Source organism: Paenibacillus violae (assembly GCF_032461945.1).
Taxonomy (GTDB): Bacteria; Bacillota; Bacilli; order Paenibacillales; family NBRC-103111; genus Paenibacillus_E; species Paenibacillus_E violae.
The window spans coordinates 73,275-89,476 of sequence record NZ_JAWCUD010000015.1 but is presented as its reverse complement, the minus strand read 5'-3'; the positions used below and the strand labels follow the sequence as shown (position 1 = coordinate 89,476).

At 43.6% G+C, this 16,202-nt stretch carries 7 protein-coding genes; all 7 read right to left on the bottom strand.

The features are described 5' to 3' along the window. Window positions 1–84 precede the first annotated feature (84 nt). Window positions 85–3,060 (bottom strand): S-layer homology domain-containing protein, encoded by a 2,976-nt coding sequence (locus RQP52_RS31830; protein WP_315955561.1) that lies wholly within the window; start codon window positions 3,058–3,060, stop codon window positions 85–87. Window positions 3,061–3,302: 242 nt separating this feature from the next. Beyond that, on the bottom strand, window positions 3,303–6,392 hold the full coding sequence (locus tag RQP52_RS31825) for an S-layer homology domain-containing protein (protein WP_315955560.1): 3,090 nt from the start codon (window positions 6,390–6,392) through the stop codon (window positions 3,303–3,305). Between the two features lie 389 nt (window positions 6,393–6,781). After that, window positions 6,782–10,663: an S-layer homology domain-containing protein gene (locus RQP52_RS31820; protein ID WP_315955559.1), complete on the bottom strand. Its 3,882-nt coding sequence runs from the start codon at window positions 10,661–10,663 to the stop codon at window positions 6,782–6,784. Window positions 10,664–10,928: 265 nt separating this feature from the next. Next, entirely contained in the window at window positions 10,929–12,038 is a 1,110-nt protein-coding gene (locus tag RQP52_RS31815) for a glycosyltransferase family 4 protein (protein WP_315955558.1), read from the bottom strand. Window positions 12,039–12,170: 132 nt separating this feature from the next. After that, the gene (locus RQP52_RS31810; protein ID WP_315955557.1) at window positions 12,171–12,959 is read right to left on the bottom strand and encodes a WecB/TagA/CpsF family glycosyltransferase; all 789 of its coding nucleotides are present in this window, start codon (window positions 12,957–12,959) and stop codon (window positions 12,171–12,173) included. 52 nt (window positions 12,960–13,011) lie between these two features. Further along, entirely contained in the window at window positions 13,012–14,124 is a 1,113-nt protein-coding gene (csaB, locus tag RQP52_RS31805) for a polysaccharide pyruvyl transferase CsaB (protein WP_315955556.1), read from the bottom strand. Next, window positions 14,100–16,148, bottom strand: coding sequence for a DUF5693 family protein (locus RQP52_RS31800; protein ID WP_315955555.1), 2,049 nt, complete (start codon window positions 16,146–16,148; stop codon window positions 14,100–14,102). The genes csaB and RQP52_RS31800 overlap by 25 nt, the downstream gene beginning before the upstream one ends. Window positions 16,149–16,202 lie beyond the last annotated feature (54 nt).

Below are 16,202 nucleotides of genomic sequence, written 5' to 3'. Positions count from 1 at the left end.
CCAAGTAGAAGACTGGCTTAATCCATGCTCTCACTAGGAAAACGCAAAAAAGAAGACCCCGAAGGGCCTTCTCATCTAAAATAATTACTTCACAATTACCGACGTTACAGTCGACTTGCCATTTGGCGATGTGATGATCAAATCAAATGTCGTGCCACTATCAGCTTTGATTGTTCCATCAGCACCAATCTCCACTTTTCCTTTTACATTATCCGCAGAGAATGCGAGGCCCATCAAATAGTTGTATGCCGGTGCTTCATCTTTGTCGTACTCAACACCATAGTTATCCGTTACAGTCAGATCTGCTACCGCATAAGCATTAGCACCTGTAGAAATCGTTGCTTCTGATTCCCCAGCTTCCAACTTGTCTACAGCAACCATATCGCTTTTTACCGTCACAGGTACACTTGCCTGCTTAACATTACCGTCAACCGTTTGATAGGTTACACTCAATGTTGCAGTGCCTTCTTTATTCCCCATTACGAAAGCTTTACCGGCATCCTCTCCAGTACCCATCGCAACCTGTGCCACGCTAGGGTTTGAAGTTGTAATTTGTGTAGCTACAGCCGGAAGCTCAACAGATTCACCTGCAGCATTTTTCGCTGTAATTTTTACTTCGCGAGACAATTTGCTTGTTGCAATTGCCAATTCACTGTCCTTAACTACGTCACTGTCCATAGCATTGAACAATGGTGCTACTGTTCCAACGCTGTAAGTTAAGTCTGCATTTTTACCAACGACAGTCAGTGTTCTTTCTGCTTTGGAAATCTCTTGATCGCCTTTAAGAATTTGAGCTGTGAACTTAACATAAGTTCCCTCTTTTGCTGCGCTCGTTGTTTCAAAAGTGAACTCATCATTGAAAGCTTTATAGTCGTTTGTACCTTTTTCATACGTATTTTTCGTCAATACGTCTCCATTTGGCGTAAGAACATGCGCAGTAGCATTGTCAATAACATTACCATTTACATCATAAGTCACTGCTGTTGTAACTACGCTATATTTCGTATTGCCATCTGCCGTTGGAACCACAGAACCATTGCTGTTTACATAGTTGGAATAATCCAACACTTGACCATATTGGTCAATCACGCTGAACTCAAAATCAGAAGTTGCCCCTGCTACGGCATTTTTAGCTGGTACTGTTACTTCTTTCAAATGGTCCGCAATACGTGCATCGTGAACAGTGTACGTTTTAGTTGCTGTGCTGCTTGCATTTGCAGTTGCAATGACTGCTGTTACAGATACTGCTCCGTTAGAGGCAGCGTCGATTTTATCTAATTTAATCATACCCTTGTGCTCACCGGAAGTTGCAATTGTGCTGCTACCAGTTGCTCCAGAGATTGAAACTCTAATACGTTCTACGTTTGCATCACTTGCCAAATCGTCTGCACTCAGTTGCTTGCCATTTGCATCATAAGCCACCAATGGAACATAGACGTCTGTGTCTCCGGATGCAATCACATCATTCATAGCGCCAATTTCAATTTTAGTCGCTACTTTTGCGGATTGAATGCTCACTTTACCTGTTGCAGTTGCCGCTTGGTTAAATACAGTGAAGCTGAAATCTCCGGATTTATCAATATCTTTGAGCAAGGAGATTTTCACTTGTGGAATGTCGTTTCCATTATCTTCAATTACATAGCTAACATCTTCACTTGCAAGATAGTCATTCCAGATTAAGCTTGTATCTTTGAGCTTGTCTTCACTGGATAGCGTTTCATAGGACATAACAGAACCATATTGGTCATATAAGTTCAAATCAAACTCAGCATTTTCGCCTTTCGCATTCAGAGCAGTACCCACGGAATAGCGCGGTTGACCTAGTTCAAGTTTCGTCAAGATTGGCTGAGTACCTAATTTGAAGTTTTTCGTTACAGTGATATGACTGTCATTATTCACAATTGTTACTGGAATAACAGTTACGCCTTGCGTCGTGTCTTTTGTGTTAGTATCCAATGTGATCAATAGTGTGCCATCATTGTCTTTTGTTATTTTCGTAAATGTTGCAGCTGATGTGTACACATCGTAAGAACCTGCATTTGTAGAAGCAGCCTCACCATATTGGTTTACAGCTTTAGCTTTAACAATTACTTTGTCTGCATAAGCGATCGTGTCATTCGCGGATACGAATTCGATGTTTTTCATTACTTCGTCTTCACCCTTGAAAGTAGCTGTCGTTTTATCAACAGCAGCTTCATCAAGGCCGCTCATATTTACTGTGTACTCACCGTTGCTGATTTTAACATCTGTTAGTGTCAATACGGCAGATTTTTTATCAGCCGCGAATGCGGTAGTTGTTACAACGTCAGCGTTACCTTTTTTCAAAGACAACTTCGTTTTTTCTACGTCAACAGGCTTGTTAAAGGCAACTTCAACTTTTTGAACGCCAGTTGCTTTCGCGCCTGTAACGGATACTTTACCAGCCGGTACGTATTGTTGTTTTGCTTCATAAGCACCTGTCAAAAGCAGATCGCGAGTTGCGTTAGCCATACCGCCGAATGTACCATCTTCACCGTTAGAAAGAAGTTTCAATTCAAGCGCTAATGCTACATACCCTTGTGCCCAATCGGAAACTGTTTTGTCCGTGCCTGTTTTGCCTTTAGCTGCTTCGTCTTGACCAAGAACGCGTACCAAGAAAGTGGCCAATTGCTCTTTGGTTACTTTACCTGCCGGGTTGTATTGACCTTCCGCATAACCATCAGTTACACCAGCTGTTTTCAAAGCTTCAATATAAGGAAGTGCATAACCATTGGCTGAATCGTCAACACTAACGTCAGTGAAGCTCGATGTTTTCAAATTTTGATTTACGTCGAGACCCATAATCAATGCGGCAACTTTTGCAAATTGTGCGCGGTTCATTTCATCTTTCAGACCAAATGTTGTTTCAGATACACCGTCGAAAATACCTGCAGATATCATTGCGTCGAATTTTGCTTTTGTAGCAGCATCCAGGTCTTTCAAATCTGTGAAATCCGCAGAAGATTTTGCTGCGAATGCTAGAGACGAAAACATGGAAAGAGCCATAGCGGATGTAAGGACTACAGATAGAGTTTTCTTCATAAGGGTTTGTTTCCTCCTAATATTTGAAGTTTTTTTGTTTTTTAAAAACTTAGGATTAACTTTTTGAATGACTCGCAATTAATTTTTCGTATATCATTTCGTATATCAACTTGGCTACAAACTCAGTATACTATCGACCAGTGATAAAAGCATTGATAAGTATTTCCCATGGTGATTTATGCAAAGCACATAAATAAAAAAGAAGGCCAATTGGCCTTCTTTTTTAAAAGCGTTTGTGTATCTTATTTGTTATTAGCTGCACCAGTTACAGTTACTGCAACTACATCGGATTTACCACTTGGTGATGTAATTGTTAGATCAAAAGATCCATCAGCATCAGATGTTTTCGTTACTTGAATGTTACCATTCGCATCGATGGACACTGCAGAAACGTTAGCGGAGTAGCCGTTAGCAGAGAATGTTACGCCGAGTACGCCATTAGCTTTTTGAGCATCTTCTTGCTCATACTCAACACCGTAGTTATCTGTCACAATCAGGTCTGGATTAATGAATGCATTGCCGCCAGTTGTAGTAACTGTCATTGTGCTGTCAGCTTCCACTTTGTCGACTGCAAGTGCATCATTTTTAGATGTTACAGAAACAGTAGCTGTTTTGATTTCACCTTTAATTGTTCTGTAAGATACGTTCAATGTAGCTGTACCTGTTTTGTTACCAAGAACATACGCTTTACCACCAACAAGCGCTACTTTAGCAACCGCATTGTTCGAAGTTGTAATGCCAGTGATTGTACCAGCTGGAAGTTTTACAGTGTCGCCAGAAGCGTTTTTAGCTGTAAGTTTAACTTCTTGTGCGAATACTTGAGATTTCGTTACGTCTTTCAGATCATCAGCAGAGATCGCTGTACCACCAGTACCATAAGTCGATCCAACAACTACGCCGCTATCAGTAAAGTTGAACAATGTTGGAACAGCGTTCACGGAGTAAGTCAGGTCGTCTGTTGCGCTAGCAACCGTGATTGTTCTAGTCAACTTGGAAATCTCAGTACCGTTTTTCGTGATTGTTGCTGTGTAATCTGCTTTTGCACCTTCAGTAGCACCTTCTGTTGTGAACAGTGTGTACTCGTCATTGAATGCTTCGAAGTCACCAGCCGCTTCACCTTTACCGAAGATGGCAGAAGTGATTGCATTATTGTTGTCGTCACCTTTTCTCAGGCCGATCGTACCAGCAGCAGTACCTGTAGCAGTCACATCGACTTTTACTTGATACTTGTTGTTCGAACCATCAACGAAAGTTGGAGCATTGTTACCTTGGCTATCAGTAAAGTGTGCATCGTCAAGTACTTGTCCATATTGGTCAATTACCGCTAGCTCAATATCAGATGTTCCGCCTTTAACCACAGATTTCGCAGGATCTGTTACTACTTTGAAGTGATCAGGTACACGAGCGTCAGCAACTGTGAATGTTTTTGTGGAAGTGCTGCTTGCATTCGCTGTTGCGATGATCGCTGTAATGGATACTGCACCTTTAGTGTTGTTGCTAATTTGATTCAGTTTAATAGAACCTTTGTGCTCACCGGAATCCAAGATGCTTGCAGTTGTTTGACCTTCAACACCAGAAACGTTCACTTGGATGCGTTTGATGTTTTCATCGCTAGTCAGGTCATCCAAGCTTAATTGGTTACCAGCTGCATCATAAGCTACAACTGGAATATAAACTTCTGTGTCGCCAGCCGCGATGACATCGTTCATTTCGCCAATTTCAACTTTGTTCGCAAGTTTCGAAGATTGAACGGATACTTTGCCACTTGCTGTAGCTGCTTGGTTGAATACTGTGAAGTTATAGTCACCAGCTTTATCTACATCATTGATCAATGAGATTTTCACTTGTGGGATATCGTTACCGTTATCTTCCACTTCTGTTTTCACATCTTCAGCCGGGATGTAATCGTTCCAGATCACAGTTGTGTCACCGAACAATTTAGTCGTGCTTGTATTACCGTTGCTGTATACTTTCGCATTCATCAAAGAGTCGTAAGAAATTGTACCGCCGTATTGGTCAAACAGGTTAAGGTCAAATTTCACGTTTTCGCCTTTACCGTTCAGTGCTGTTCCTACGGAGTAACGAGCATCACCAAGCTCAAGTTTTGTCAAGATTGGTTGTGTACCCAATTTGAAGTTTTTCGTAGCTGTGATGTGGCTATCGTTGTTAACAATAGTTACTGGGATCACGGATACACCTTGCGTTGTGCTTTCGTTAGCTGTATCCAAAGTGATCAACAAAGTACCATCTGTATCTTTCGTGATTTTAGTGAATGTTGCAGCAGATGTGTACACGTTGTAAGAACCAGCATTTGTTGTTGCATTTTCACCATATTGGTTAGAAGCTTTTACTTTCACGATCGTTTTATCTGCATAAGCAATAGTGTCGCCAGCATTTACGAAGTCAATTTTTGTAAGAACTTCATCTTCACCTGTGAAAGTTGCCGTTGTTTTGTCAACTGTAGCTGCATCCAAACCGGAAACAGTTACTGTGTATTCCCCATTGCTTACTTTCACATCAGTCAATGTTAGAACCGCGGATTTCTTGTCGTCAGAGAATTTTGTTGTTGTAACAACATCGCTAGTTCCTTTTTTCAAGCTCAATGTAGCTTTATCTGTATCAACCGGTTTGTTGAAAGTTACAGTTACTTGTTGTGCACCTGTTGCTTTTGCACCTGTTACGGATACTTTACCAGCTGGTACGTATTGTTGTTTTGCTTCATAAGCACCTGTCAAAAGCAAATCGCGAGTTGCGTTAGCCATACCGCCGAATGTACCATCTTCACCGTTGGAAAGAAGTTTCAATTCAAGCGCTAATGCTACATAACCTTGAGCCCAACCAGATACTGTTGTGTCTGTACCTGTTTTGCCTTTAGCTGCTTCGTCTTGACCAAGAACACGAACCAAGAAAGTAGCCAGTTGTTCTTTCGTTACTTTACCAGCTGGGTTGTATTGACCTTCAGCATATCCATCAGTTACGCCAGCTGTTTTTAAAGCTTCGATGTAAGGAAGTGCATAACCGTTAGCTGCATCGTCAACACTAACATCAGTGAAGCTGGAAGTTTTCAAATCTTTATTTACGTCAAGACCCATGATCAATGCAGCAACTTTTGCAAATTGTGCACGGTTCATTTCGTCTTTCAGACCAAATGTTGTTTCGGATACGCCGTCGAAGATACCAGCGGAGATCATAGCATCAAATTTCGCTTTTGTAGCAGCATCCAGGTCTTTCAAATCTGTGAAATCCGCAGAAGATTTCGCTGCGAATGCTAGGGATGAAAACATGGAAAGAGCCATAGCGGATGTAAGGACTACGGATAGAGTTTTCTTCATAAGGGTTTGTTTCCTCCTAATATTTTAAAGTTTTTGTTATAAAAACTTATAACCAACGGGACGACAGTTTGAATCATTTTTTCAACCGTTCTATGTAGCTCGGCGGCTATCATCTCGGCTACACGACTTAGTATACGTGAGTATATACTAAATTTCATTGATAAGTATTTTCCAGTAGGCTCGATTTACTAGATAAATAATTATCGGTTTGTGCATGTATCACTCACATTTACAATTTACATGTTAATTGTGAACTAAATAAGTAGAGAAGCTGAAATTAAACTAAAAGTTAGCTTAAAATAAGCTGAAATGATTCTTCGACCATTAAAAAAAGCAAAAGACTGCATCCGATCATATCGGAGCAGTCTTTGTTCGCTTCAATTCAAGTTTTAAGGAATTTTCTTCTGTTGCTTAAGAACACGGTTAGCAATCGCCGCAGCTTGCGCTCTGGTCATATTGCCTTTTGGATCAAAGCTGTAGGTTGGCTTCTTCTGTCCTTGAACAGGCGCATTTTCAATGCCATCCATTAGTCCTGCTTTAATAACTGCTTCTACAGAAGCGAGTGCATAGGTATCAATGTCACCTGCATCTGTGAATTGCTTTTTAAGATTAGCAAGTGATTTGACTGAATCCGCGCTGGTTTTCATGTTTGCTGCTCTTTCGATCATAACAGCGGCATCTTGACGGCTAATAGAATTGGTCGGAAGGAACAAGCCGTTAGAGTTACCTCTGACGATACCCGCCCGTGCTCCGGCTTCAATATGCATGAAGTCATACAAACTGCTGCTATTCGGTAATCCAAGGCCTCTGCGCACATCCGCGAATGTACCTTGGAAGTTAGGGTTGGTCGGATCGTTAGTATGATAGGTTGTATCTTCATTTACTAATGGGATATTAAAAATGTTAACCAACATCGTTACAAACTCACCGCGAGTAATAGCGTCATTCGGCAAGAACTGTCCCGGTGTCTTGTTGTTCATAATCCCTTTGGAATAAAGAATATCCAGGTAATCGCGAGCCCAGTCATGATTCGTTACATCATTAAAGCTGTTATCCATATACATGACTTGGAAATAGCCGAAATTATCAACCGGTACTTTGATTGTATGGGATTTAGCATCTACAATGCCGCCAATATTCTTCCATCCTACATATTGGTTCCCGGTTCCGCTTGGATCCAAGAACGTACCGAATTGGTACACAGTGAGATACTTCCAGGAGTCATTACGAATCTCTTCATCGTATTTCAACGTTAGCGTTCCACGTTCCGTAGGTATGACTAGATTTTTAATGTAACGGGAGTAAAACGCTGTCTCCCCAGGTCCAGGTAGCGATGGAGACGGTAGGTTACCACTGCCTTGTAAAGCGTCTTTAAGTGTCGCATTTGTACTTGCTGCACTACTATCAATCGACCCGCCATCAATCCAGAACAATTTACTGGCAGCTCTGAATCGACCCGTCGGCTCTTGAAGGAAGCGCATGCCGGCTTGAGTCTCAGAAGCCTTATCTACACGCCCGTCATCTTGATTGGCAATCCCAAACACTAATTTACGATCAGATGTGATGAATTGTTCTGTTTGTGTACGGTCATTTCTCATCAACTTTGTGTCTTTCGGGAAAGTTAATGTAAGATCCCCATCGAACAAGCTCATTTTTGCTGTAAGATTCGTACGATACTGCGCACCTTCAATTGGTGTATTCAAATTATTAAGAATGAATGTACCTTTCGATTTAGCACTGCCTCGAATAACTTCAAAGCTAACTGTATTTTTCCCTGCTTTTAAATTCGGTACATCCAGACGGAAGATTCCTGGAGCTGTAAGCTTTGCTTCCGTTTTATTGTAAACAATAGAGTCTGCACCATCAGCTTGAATCACAACAGTTTGGAAATTTGTATTTACATTGGCCTGATCAATCTTATCTGCATTTTTAACGAAATTCGTTGGTTGAAGAAGCAGATAGTCAACAGGCTGTTTTGTAATAGTGATCATTTTGCTTGTCGTACGGCCAGTCTTGTTCTTAGCCACCAGTTCTAACACATAATCTCCATACGCATCCAAACTTAAAGGAGTCGATAATTTGAATTTGGTCGTAATTTGATTACCATCCAGTGGATTGGTCACTTGAGATATTTGCGCTAGTAGCGGCGTAGTACCAACAGTAAGAGTAGAACCATTAGGAACACTTCTTACATATAAAATAGCTGTTGATTTTGGATCAGCAGAATTTAATTGAGCGTTTAACACTGTACCAGAGAGCTGCAGCTTATCAGACGTAGTCAAGAAAGCCCCGGGTACTGAGCTAGGTGTAAAAGGCGTGATAGCTGGATCAAGGGCTAGCTCCTCAACTAGTGGAGCAAAATCACTTAAAACGAAGATCTCATAAATCGTTTGTGTAACAAGCACTTTTACGCCTGCGGGTTTTAAATACAATGAGAATTTAATTGTTTTCTTACCATCTGCATCAAAAAGGGGATTCAATGCAGAAGCAGGGATATTGAAAGTTCCATCAGTCGTGTTAATTGCTCCAGCAATATTGATATTTGTATCATTTACTGTTAATTCAACATCGCCATAGCTTGATGCAGGCAGATTGACAATTTTACCTGTAATACAAGGTGCCGTACCGCTCGCACAAGTGATTTGAGCCGGATTACTAACTACTTTCCCATTATAAAGACTGTTCACAATGACATAAGGGGCACTTGAAATATTCAACTGATACACTTTGGTACCAGCTTGGTTATAACCCGTTGTCGCATTCCACGGAACCAATGTCAGCTTGGTAGCACCATCCGGTATATCATGAAGATCAATCTCCGCTACGCCTGCAGTGACGTTCACATCACCATTGCCTGCAAATCCAGGGATCGTTACTTTCACTTTATCGGCATTCCCATTCACATGGAATTTAAGTTTGGCAGGAAATTCATTGATTTGATTCGTTCCTTGTTCAGTAAGCTTAACTTCATAACCTGCGCCAACTCCAATAGGTGGAGCAAAATATTGCGCAGTGTAATCAATGTAAGGCAAGGTTGGGTTAATGAAATTAAAATTATATCTAGTTGTGTATTCTCCACCCAGACTAGTAACGAATCTGACGTCAATTTCCTGAGAAGTCGCTGTGCCGCTGAGGGGTAGGTTTGCTTCAATATGATGGACGTCATAAGCAGTTCCACCTGTCACGGTCGATGGATTAACCAAACTTGGAGCTGTTCCACTAGGGACATTAGGATTAACATTCAGGAAACCGCCATTAGGAGTTGATGTCAAACCTGTTGCGAATGTATATCGAAGTGTTGTCCCACTTCCGGCAACGCTAATATCCGCAAACAAATAGTCAGGACTACCTGCTGTGATATTTCCTTTGCTGTTCTTTAAATCTGCTGTAAAAACAATGTTATTATCCGTTGAACTGACCAAATTAGGGATATTGACCAATGCTTGGTCTGAGTTCCCTGTTGCTGCCTCTTTAAAACGGACTTTACCATTATAAGCAAAACCTAAACCGTTGTTATAAATAAAGTTTCTTGATGTTGTGTAATAGTTTGTCGGGTTCTTAGCAACGAAAGTGATTAGATTATCCCCTGGCGTTAAGGTGAGATCAGAAGCTCTTCCCGTATTTGTTAAGAATGTAAAAATACCGCCAGAAAAATTAGTAGCTTCATATGTAGTTCCCGATACCGTAGCATCTACTTGATAAGCATTATTAGAATTACCTGTAATTGTAAGATTCGTATAAGGACCTGTTGCTGGGTACATACCACCATCTGCGAAATCAACATCATTGATTTTCAAATTTGTGATATTAGACACCGGTGTAAAGTAAACCCAAGCAGGCTTAGAGTCAACCGTTGAAGTGCTTCCGTATTTAACAACAATTTTATTTAAACCTTCCGTTAACTGAATATTCTCAAAGGTAATTTGGTTGCTGTTATTAGGGTTTTTGATGGCACGATTTGTTTTGTTTGGTGTCGTAATACCTGTAGTCATATTTTTGATTTCGTAGAAAACATTCGTAATCTGATCATCCGAAATACCCCCAATGTCTGCACTTAGCGTAATTGGGTTCGCCGTAATCCTTGGAATCAAAGCATCATAGAAATTCTCAGGATCCTGAACAACGGTAGTATCATTAGGGTCAGTATGTACGTAGTAATTCGTAATATTAATTACAGGTGCGGCCGAAGCCCCGAGTGGCGGAAGCAAGGCCAACAACATAGCAACCATGAGGCTAATGCTAATCCACTTATTTCTTTGCTTGGTCTTCAAAGCTAGTTCCTCCTTATGTCCTCTAAATTCCATTCATTCGACATGGCAATGCTGCTAACCGTCGGTTAGACAAACTTACTTTCGACAATCCCTCCCAAATCCTTCTATCATTCTACATGATTTGACGCGGCATACCGCCAAAAGTTCTTGTACCTTTCTTATCGGTCAAAACCTCTCAATTGTTTAGAGAAAGAAGGAAGTTCACAAAATAGAAAAAAAATCCAACCCGAGGGTTGGATTTGAGTAAAACCTTTATAAGTGCTGATTATTTGCCCATCCGGTCGCTCTGTACGGTCTTGCCTACAAGTCTTTGCAGGAAGTTAAGTACCGGTTTGCGGCTTTTACTAATAATGCCGATCGCTTCTGCTCCGACGAGCATCACCAGGAATAGAGCAACAATGATCATGATTAAACCCCAAGTGGAATCCTGGGAAATGAAGACGGAGCAGATTACCGCGCTACCGCCGAATACGGAAGCAATACCGTAAATAATCAGTACGCTTGTACGATGGCTGAAGCCAAGTTGCAACAAGCAGTGATGAAGATGGCTTTTGTCCGGTGCCGAAATCGGCAATTTATTCACATAACGGCGCATAATCGCGAAGAAGGTATCCGATAACGGTACGCCTAGGATCATAATCGGGATTAGAAGCGATACAACGGCTGCTTGTTTAAAACCTAGGATCGAGAGTGTCGCAAGTGCGAAGCCTAGGAACAAGGCGCCTGAGTCGCCCATAAAAATTTTGGCGGGATGGAAGTTATAGAACATGAATCCTACGATACTTCCTAGTAAGATTACAGCCAACAGAATAACTGTTACATTGCCCATCATAAGCGCTAAAATAAGAATCGTAGTGGTAGCAATACCAGATACACCCGCAGACAGCCCGTCAAGACCATCAATCAGGTTAATGGCATTGGATACGCCAACGATCCATAATATCGTAATCGGGATACTCAGCCAACCGATAGGCAGGTTCGTTTCTCCGAACGGAATGTTAACGAGATCGATTTTGAGGCCAAAAGAAACGACGATACAAGCAGCAATGAGCTGCCCAAGAAGCTTCCATTTGGGGGATAGTTGAAAACGGTCATCCAAAGCCCCTGTGATGACGATAACTAACCCGCCGAGCAGCAAACCGAACGCTGCATTGGAGTTAACGGCATCAAGCGCTGGAGAGACGACGAAATAAGCTCCGACGAAGGCAAGGAAGATAGCTAGGCCTCCGAGACGCGGCATAATTCGCGTATGAACTTTTCGATGGTTGGGGGCATCTACAGCTCCAACCCAGAAGGCAAACTTTTTGACCAGGGGTGTCAGCAGCACTGCAATAATGCAGGCGGCGATGAACCCAATCGCGTATAATCCATACATGTCTTCTTCACAGCTCCTCTTGTCTTGGGTGGCAGGTGATCCGCCGAAGAGAATTATACTCCCATTTGTCCACAAATACTACTGCTAAATTTGTCTGAAATGACCGTTTTCAGCCAATTTTCATAAAAATTTTCATGGTTTTGTGACTTTCTCTTTGTCACGCATCACTTTCATCGCGAATTTAGGGAGTAATAACATTCTTTTGTAGCGCCACGGCTCCTGTAACAGGCGGTAGAACCATTCAAGACGTAGTTTTTGGAATACAACCGGTGCTCTTTTTAGCTTGCCCGAAAGAACATCAAAACTTCCCCCGACTCCCATCATAACCGGAACGCCGAGCTGCCCTTTGTATTTGCCGATCCACGGCTCCTGATTCGCTGCCGCTCTCCCTACAAATAGAAGATCCGGTGCGGCATCTACAATGGATTGAATCACTTCGGCATCCTGCTCATCACGAAAATAGCCATCACGCACACCAACCAACTTGATTCCTGGATAGTTTTTGCGCAGTTTGTCAGCAGCCGCTTGAATCACTTCATTAGAAGCACCGAGCAGATAGACTTTCCAGCCCTTCGACTCTCCGACCTTCATCAGCTCATTTAACAAATCGTAACCTGGGACCCGCTCTGCGACAGGCTCTCCAACATAATTGGCGGCCCAGACTACTCCTGTTCCATCAGGAACGATAAGCTCGGCGCGCTGCATCATGCTCATATAGGCGGGATCATCCAGCGCCGACATCACCATAATCGGGTTGGCGGTTATGATTTGATGAGGCTGTCTTTGTTCAATCGCCTTGGATAGGTAGGCAACTGTTTGGTTCATGCTCATCTTGGAGATGGGAACCCCATATATGCTTACTTTCGGTATAGCTTGGGCAGAAACAACTCCAGCTGAGGTCGTTGTCGATGTTGAGCTCATAGATATCTCTTCCTTTATGTGACGTTGGCTTTCACGTTTTGGTTGATTTTTTTTATTTATTAAAAAAAGAAACGATGCTTTTCGCAGGAAATTGCGCCTGCGCCTTAAGCTCCTCGATGGCGGCGCGTTTGGACGCCGCCCAAGCTTCTCGGCCATCCAGGAGAGCCCCAGCCTCCTGGGCCAGTGCATCCGCATCGAAACGAGACGTCGATGCGGCAGCTTTCATGCCAAGCCTATGGAGAAACTGGTCGATCTTCGGATCGTACGAGATGCCAACCATAGGCACATACTGCGAGGCTGCATAAATCAAAGAATGCAGCCTCATCCCGATCAACAGGTCGCAGCCCGCGACCTGCGCGAGCATATCCTGCGGATGGACGATGCCCGGCACCATCTCCACCCGCGACCCGTGATCGCCCAAACGGTCGATCACGAACTGCGAGGCCACCTCGTCCGAAGGGAGGTGGAAGGGCAAGAACCGCAGCCGCACGTTAGGATCGGCGGCGAGCAGCTTTGCCAGGGACCGCGAGAGAGCTTCCAGCTCTGAGCGGTCCTCGTTCCAGAAGCGGACGGACACGCCCACCGTCCGCACGCCCGTGCCAGCCGACCCGCTAACACCAGCCTCGCCGCGAAGCGGCAGGCCCATGACCGGGTCGGGCACAACAGCGATGCGCTCCCACGGGAGGCGCATCGTCGCCAGCAATGCCGCGGACTCCGTATCGCGGACGGAGATGTAGGCGCAGCGTTTGAATACGCCGCGGATCCAGCCGTCAAACATCCGGCGATTCACCGGGCCGATGCCTTGAGAGTAAATAAACGTAGGCTTCCCAAGCCACTGTGCGATTTTCAGAACAGCTAAGTAATACGGAATCGTCTTGGAGCTTGTAGCATCCTGCAATAAGCTGCCACCGCCGCTGATCAAACCGTCTGCTTCCCGCAGGGCGCTGAGAAGTGGTCCTGGTTTCATACGGTGATAGGATTGGACGCCGTACATTGCTGACGTCTTTTCCGGATTCGCGGAAAGTACAATCGGCTCAATACGAATGCCCTGCTCTCTGCCTTGCTCCTCCAAAGCGAACAAAATAGATTGAAGCACAGCCTCATCCCCGCTATTATCGAAACCGTAATAGCCGGATAGCGCTATTTTGACAACTTTGGCACCCATCGTTTCCAACTCCTTGTGATGATTTCCCAAGCTGCAATCAGAACGAGGCCGATGATAGCGCCAAATACGATACCGTAGGAAATACGGATAAGAGAAATATGAAGCGGTGTATGCAGATGTGCGAATGTATCTACAATGGAAAGCTGCCCTATTACACCAATGAAAATCAAGTAAACAGCATGTCTATATCGTATAGATAAGTAGGCACCGAGAATGAAAATAGGGTGAGCTACTAAGAACTCTTTCGTACGTGGTCGTACGCCAAGTGTGTTCTCCAAGAACGAACGGAATAATTTTTCCACCGTCGAGGCTTGTCCTTCGTTACCTGTGCGAGACAAGTAATAGAAGACAGCAGCCAGACCAATCCCGGCAACAACGATCCATAACACACTAATAAAAGAGGTAAGGATACGGCGAACATGCATGATTTTATCGTTATAGGTATTATTCTCACTAAAGAAGAGCAAATACACACCAGCGATTGCGATAGGCAGTAAATGCAGCGCACCTACTCCACGGAACTGCTGCAGAACCAGCGAATACGTAATGTGGTTGAGGAGCGCAACCTCATAAACGACACCAAGGAGTGAAATCGCCGATGTTTTGATGAGTGTCCACAAGGCAAATGCAAGACCTGACTTCCATTTCGCCGCTGCTCCCGAACGAACTGTTCGAATTGCCAGCATTATGGCAATGCTCGGAGCGGAAATCGCTGCTCCCAAAGCAAGCCCTTGTGCATATAAATTCGCCGACAAGGTATGCAAACCAATCAAACCGAGCAGTCCAATCACGAAAAGTACGAGTGTGGCTTCTGGTATGAAGAAAGAAATCATAAGCACGATGATGCTCAAACCGCCAATCAACATAAAGACACTGGCGACTTTTTGCCATCCTGTTGTGTGTACATCAAATGTCTGAGCTAACCCAAGCGTAAAACCGGCTTTCTCAATGCGCGGAATCGCCCCGTCTTTGCCTTGCAAGCTCTCGTAAAATGCGGAAAGAGGGTCTACTAACTTCCCTTTATCAAGGCTCTTAAGCGGCTTAGCGTTTAAGAAAACCATACGAATGTTGCGATCTTTCACCGCAAGCACGAAGCGATCCGCAACGCCTTGAATGCGGTCCTCCAGCTCGGCCTTTTTCAGCGGCTCCATGAGTTTCTCTCCATCTTTCTCCGTGAAAGAATGCAGCCGGACAACATTATAGTTCGTCTGTTTCGCTAACGTGTTGAAACCCTTTTGAGGCTCTTTCAGTAATTCAATAGCGGCTAAACCAATGCCATACTTGTTCAGCAGATCCGCCATTTTATTAAGGTTAACTTCGGTATCTTCTTCCGTATAACCTGGAACTTCGTTGCCATCGACAATGATTCTTTTCACGCCCATATCATGCAGCTGCTTCAGGAACTTATCCATCTCATTCGTAACGAAAGGTCGGCGATTAGATAGGCGCACTACAATTTGGAAACCTTGATCCTTTAGCATTTGCAGCGTAATCGGGTCAGGATCCATTCCCTTGATTGAAGCATCGTCCATGCTCATTTGAATGATGAGCCCGTTACGGTTTTTGAAGCTCCAAGGTTTAATGCCAACGTTCAGGTCAGCAAATGTTTTCTGAATTAATGGCTCCAGCTTTTGCTGGGTTGCACTGTCCTTGAACAACACATAGGTGAAGTTCTCATTAGGATCACCAAAAGTTTGCGTAAGCGCGGCGGCGTCCCTCGAGTTATACATCTCAATATGACGGCTTTCTTTGAACTCGCCTAGCGTGCTTTCATACACGGCCATTGATCCAATGCCAGCGGCCTTCATATTCTTCAGCTGCTGCGCGATGAAGCTCTGCGGGTTTGTTTGCAAATCCGAAATATCCAATAAGTCACGATAGTCAAAAACGAACTCGACGTTCTTTGTCGAAGTTTCCGTAAGGTGACGCGTATAAGCTAGCGGAAGCGAGCCTAACATGCCGATAATGACAAGCCACCATAATACATTTTTGAGCGGGTTATTCCACGTTTTATACCAATTCACCAATTGTCCACTCCTTAGAGCATTTACTTTCTAGTCCTATATACATTCGAAAAC

Coding starts and splice junctions, on each gene's coding strand:
- RQP52_RS31830 (WP_315955561.1), bottom strand. CDS start 3,060: ATGAAGAAAACTCTATCTGTAGTCCTTACATCCGCTATGGCTCTTTCC.
- RQP52_RS31825 (WP_315955560.1), bottom strand. CDS start 6,392: ATGAAGAAAACTCTATCCGTAGTCCTTACATCCGCTATGGCTCTTTCC.
- RQP52_RS31815 (WP_315955558.1), bottom strand. CDS start 12,038: ATGTATGGATTATACGCGATTGGGTTCATCGCCGCCTGCATTATTGCA.
- RQP52_RS31810 (WP_315955557.1), bottom strand. CDS start 12,959: ATGAGCTCAACATCGACAACGACCTCAGCTGGAGTTGTTTCTGCCCAA.
- csaB (WP_315955556.1), bottom strand. CDS start 14,124: ATGGGTGCCAAAGTTGTCAAAATAGCGCTATCCGGCTATTACGGTTTC.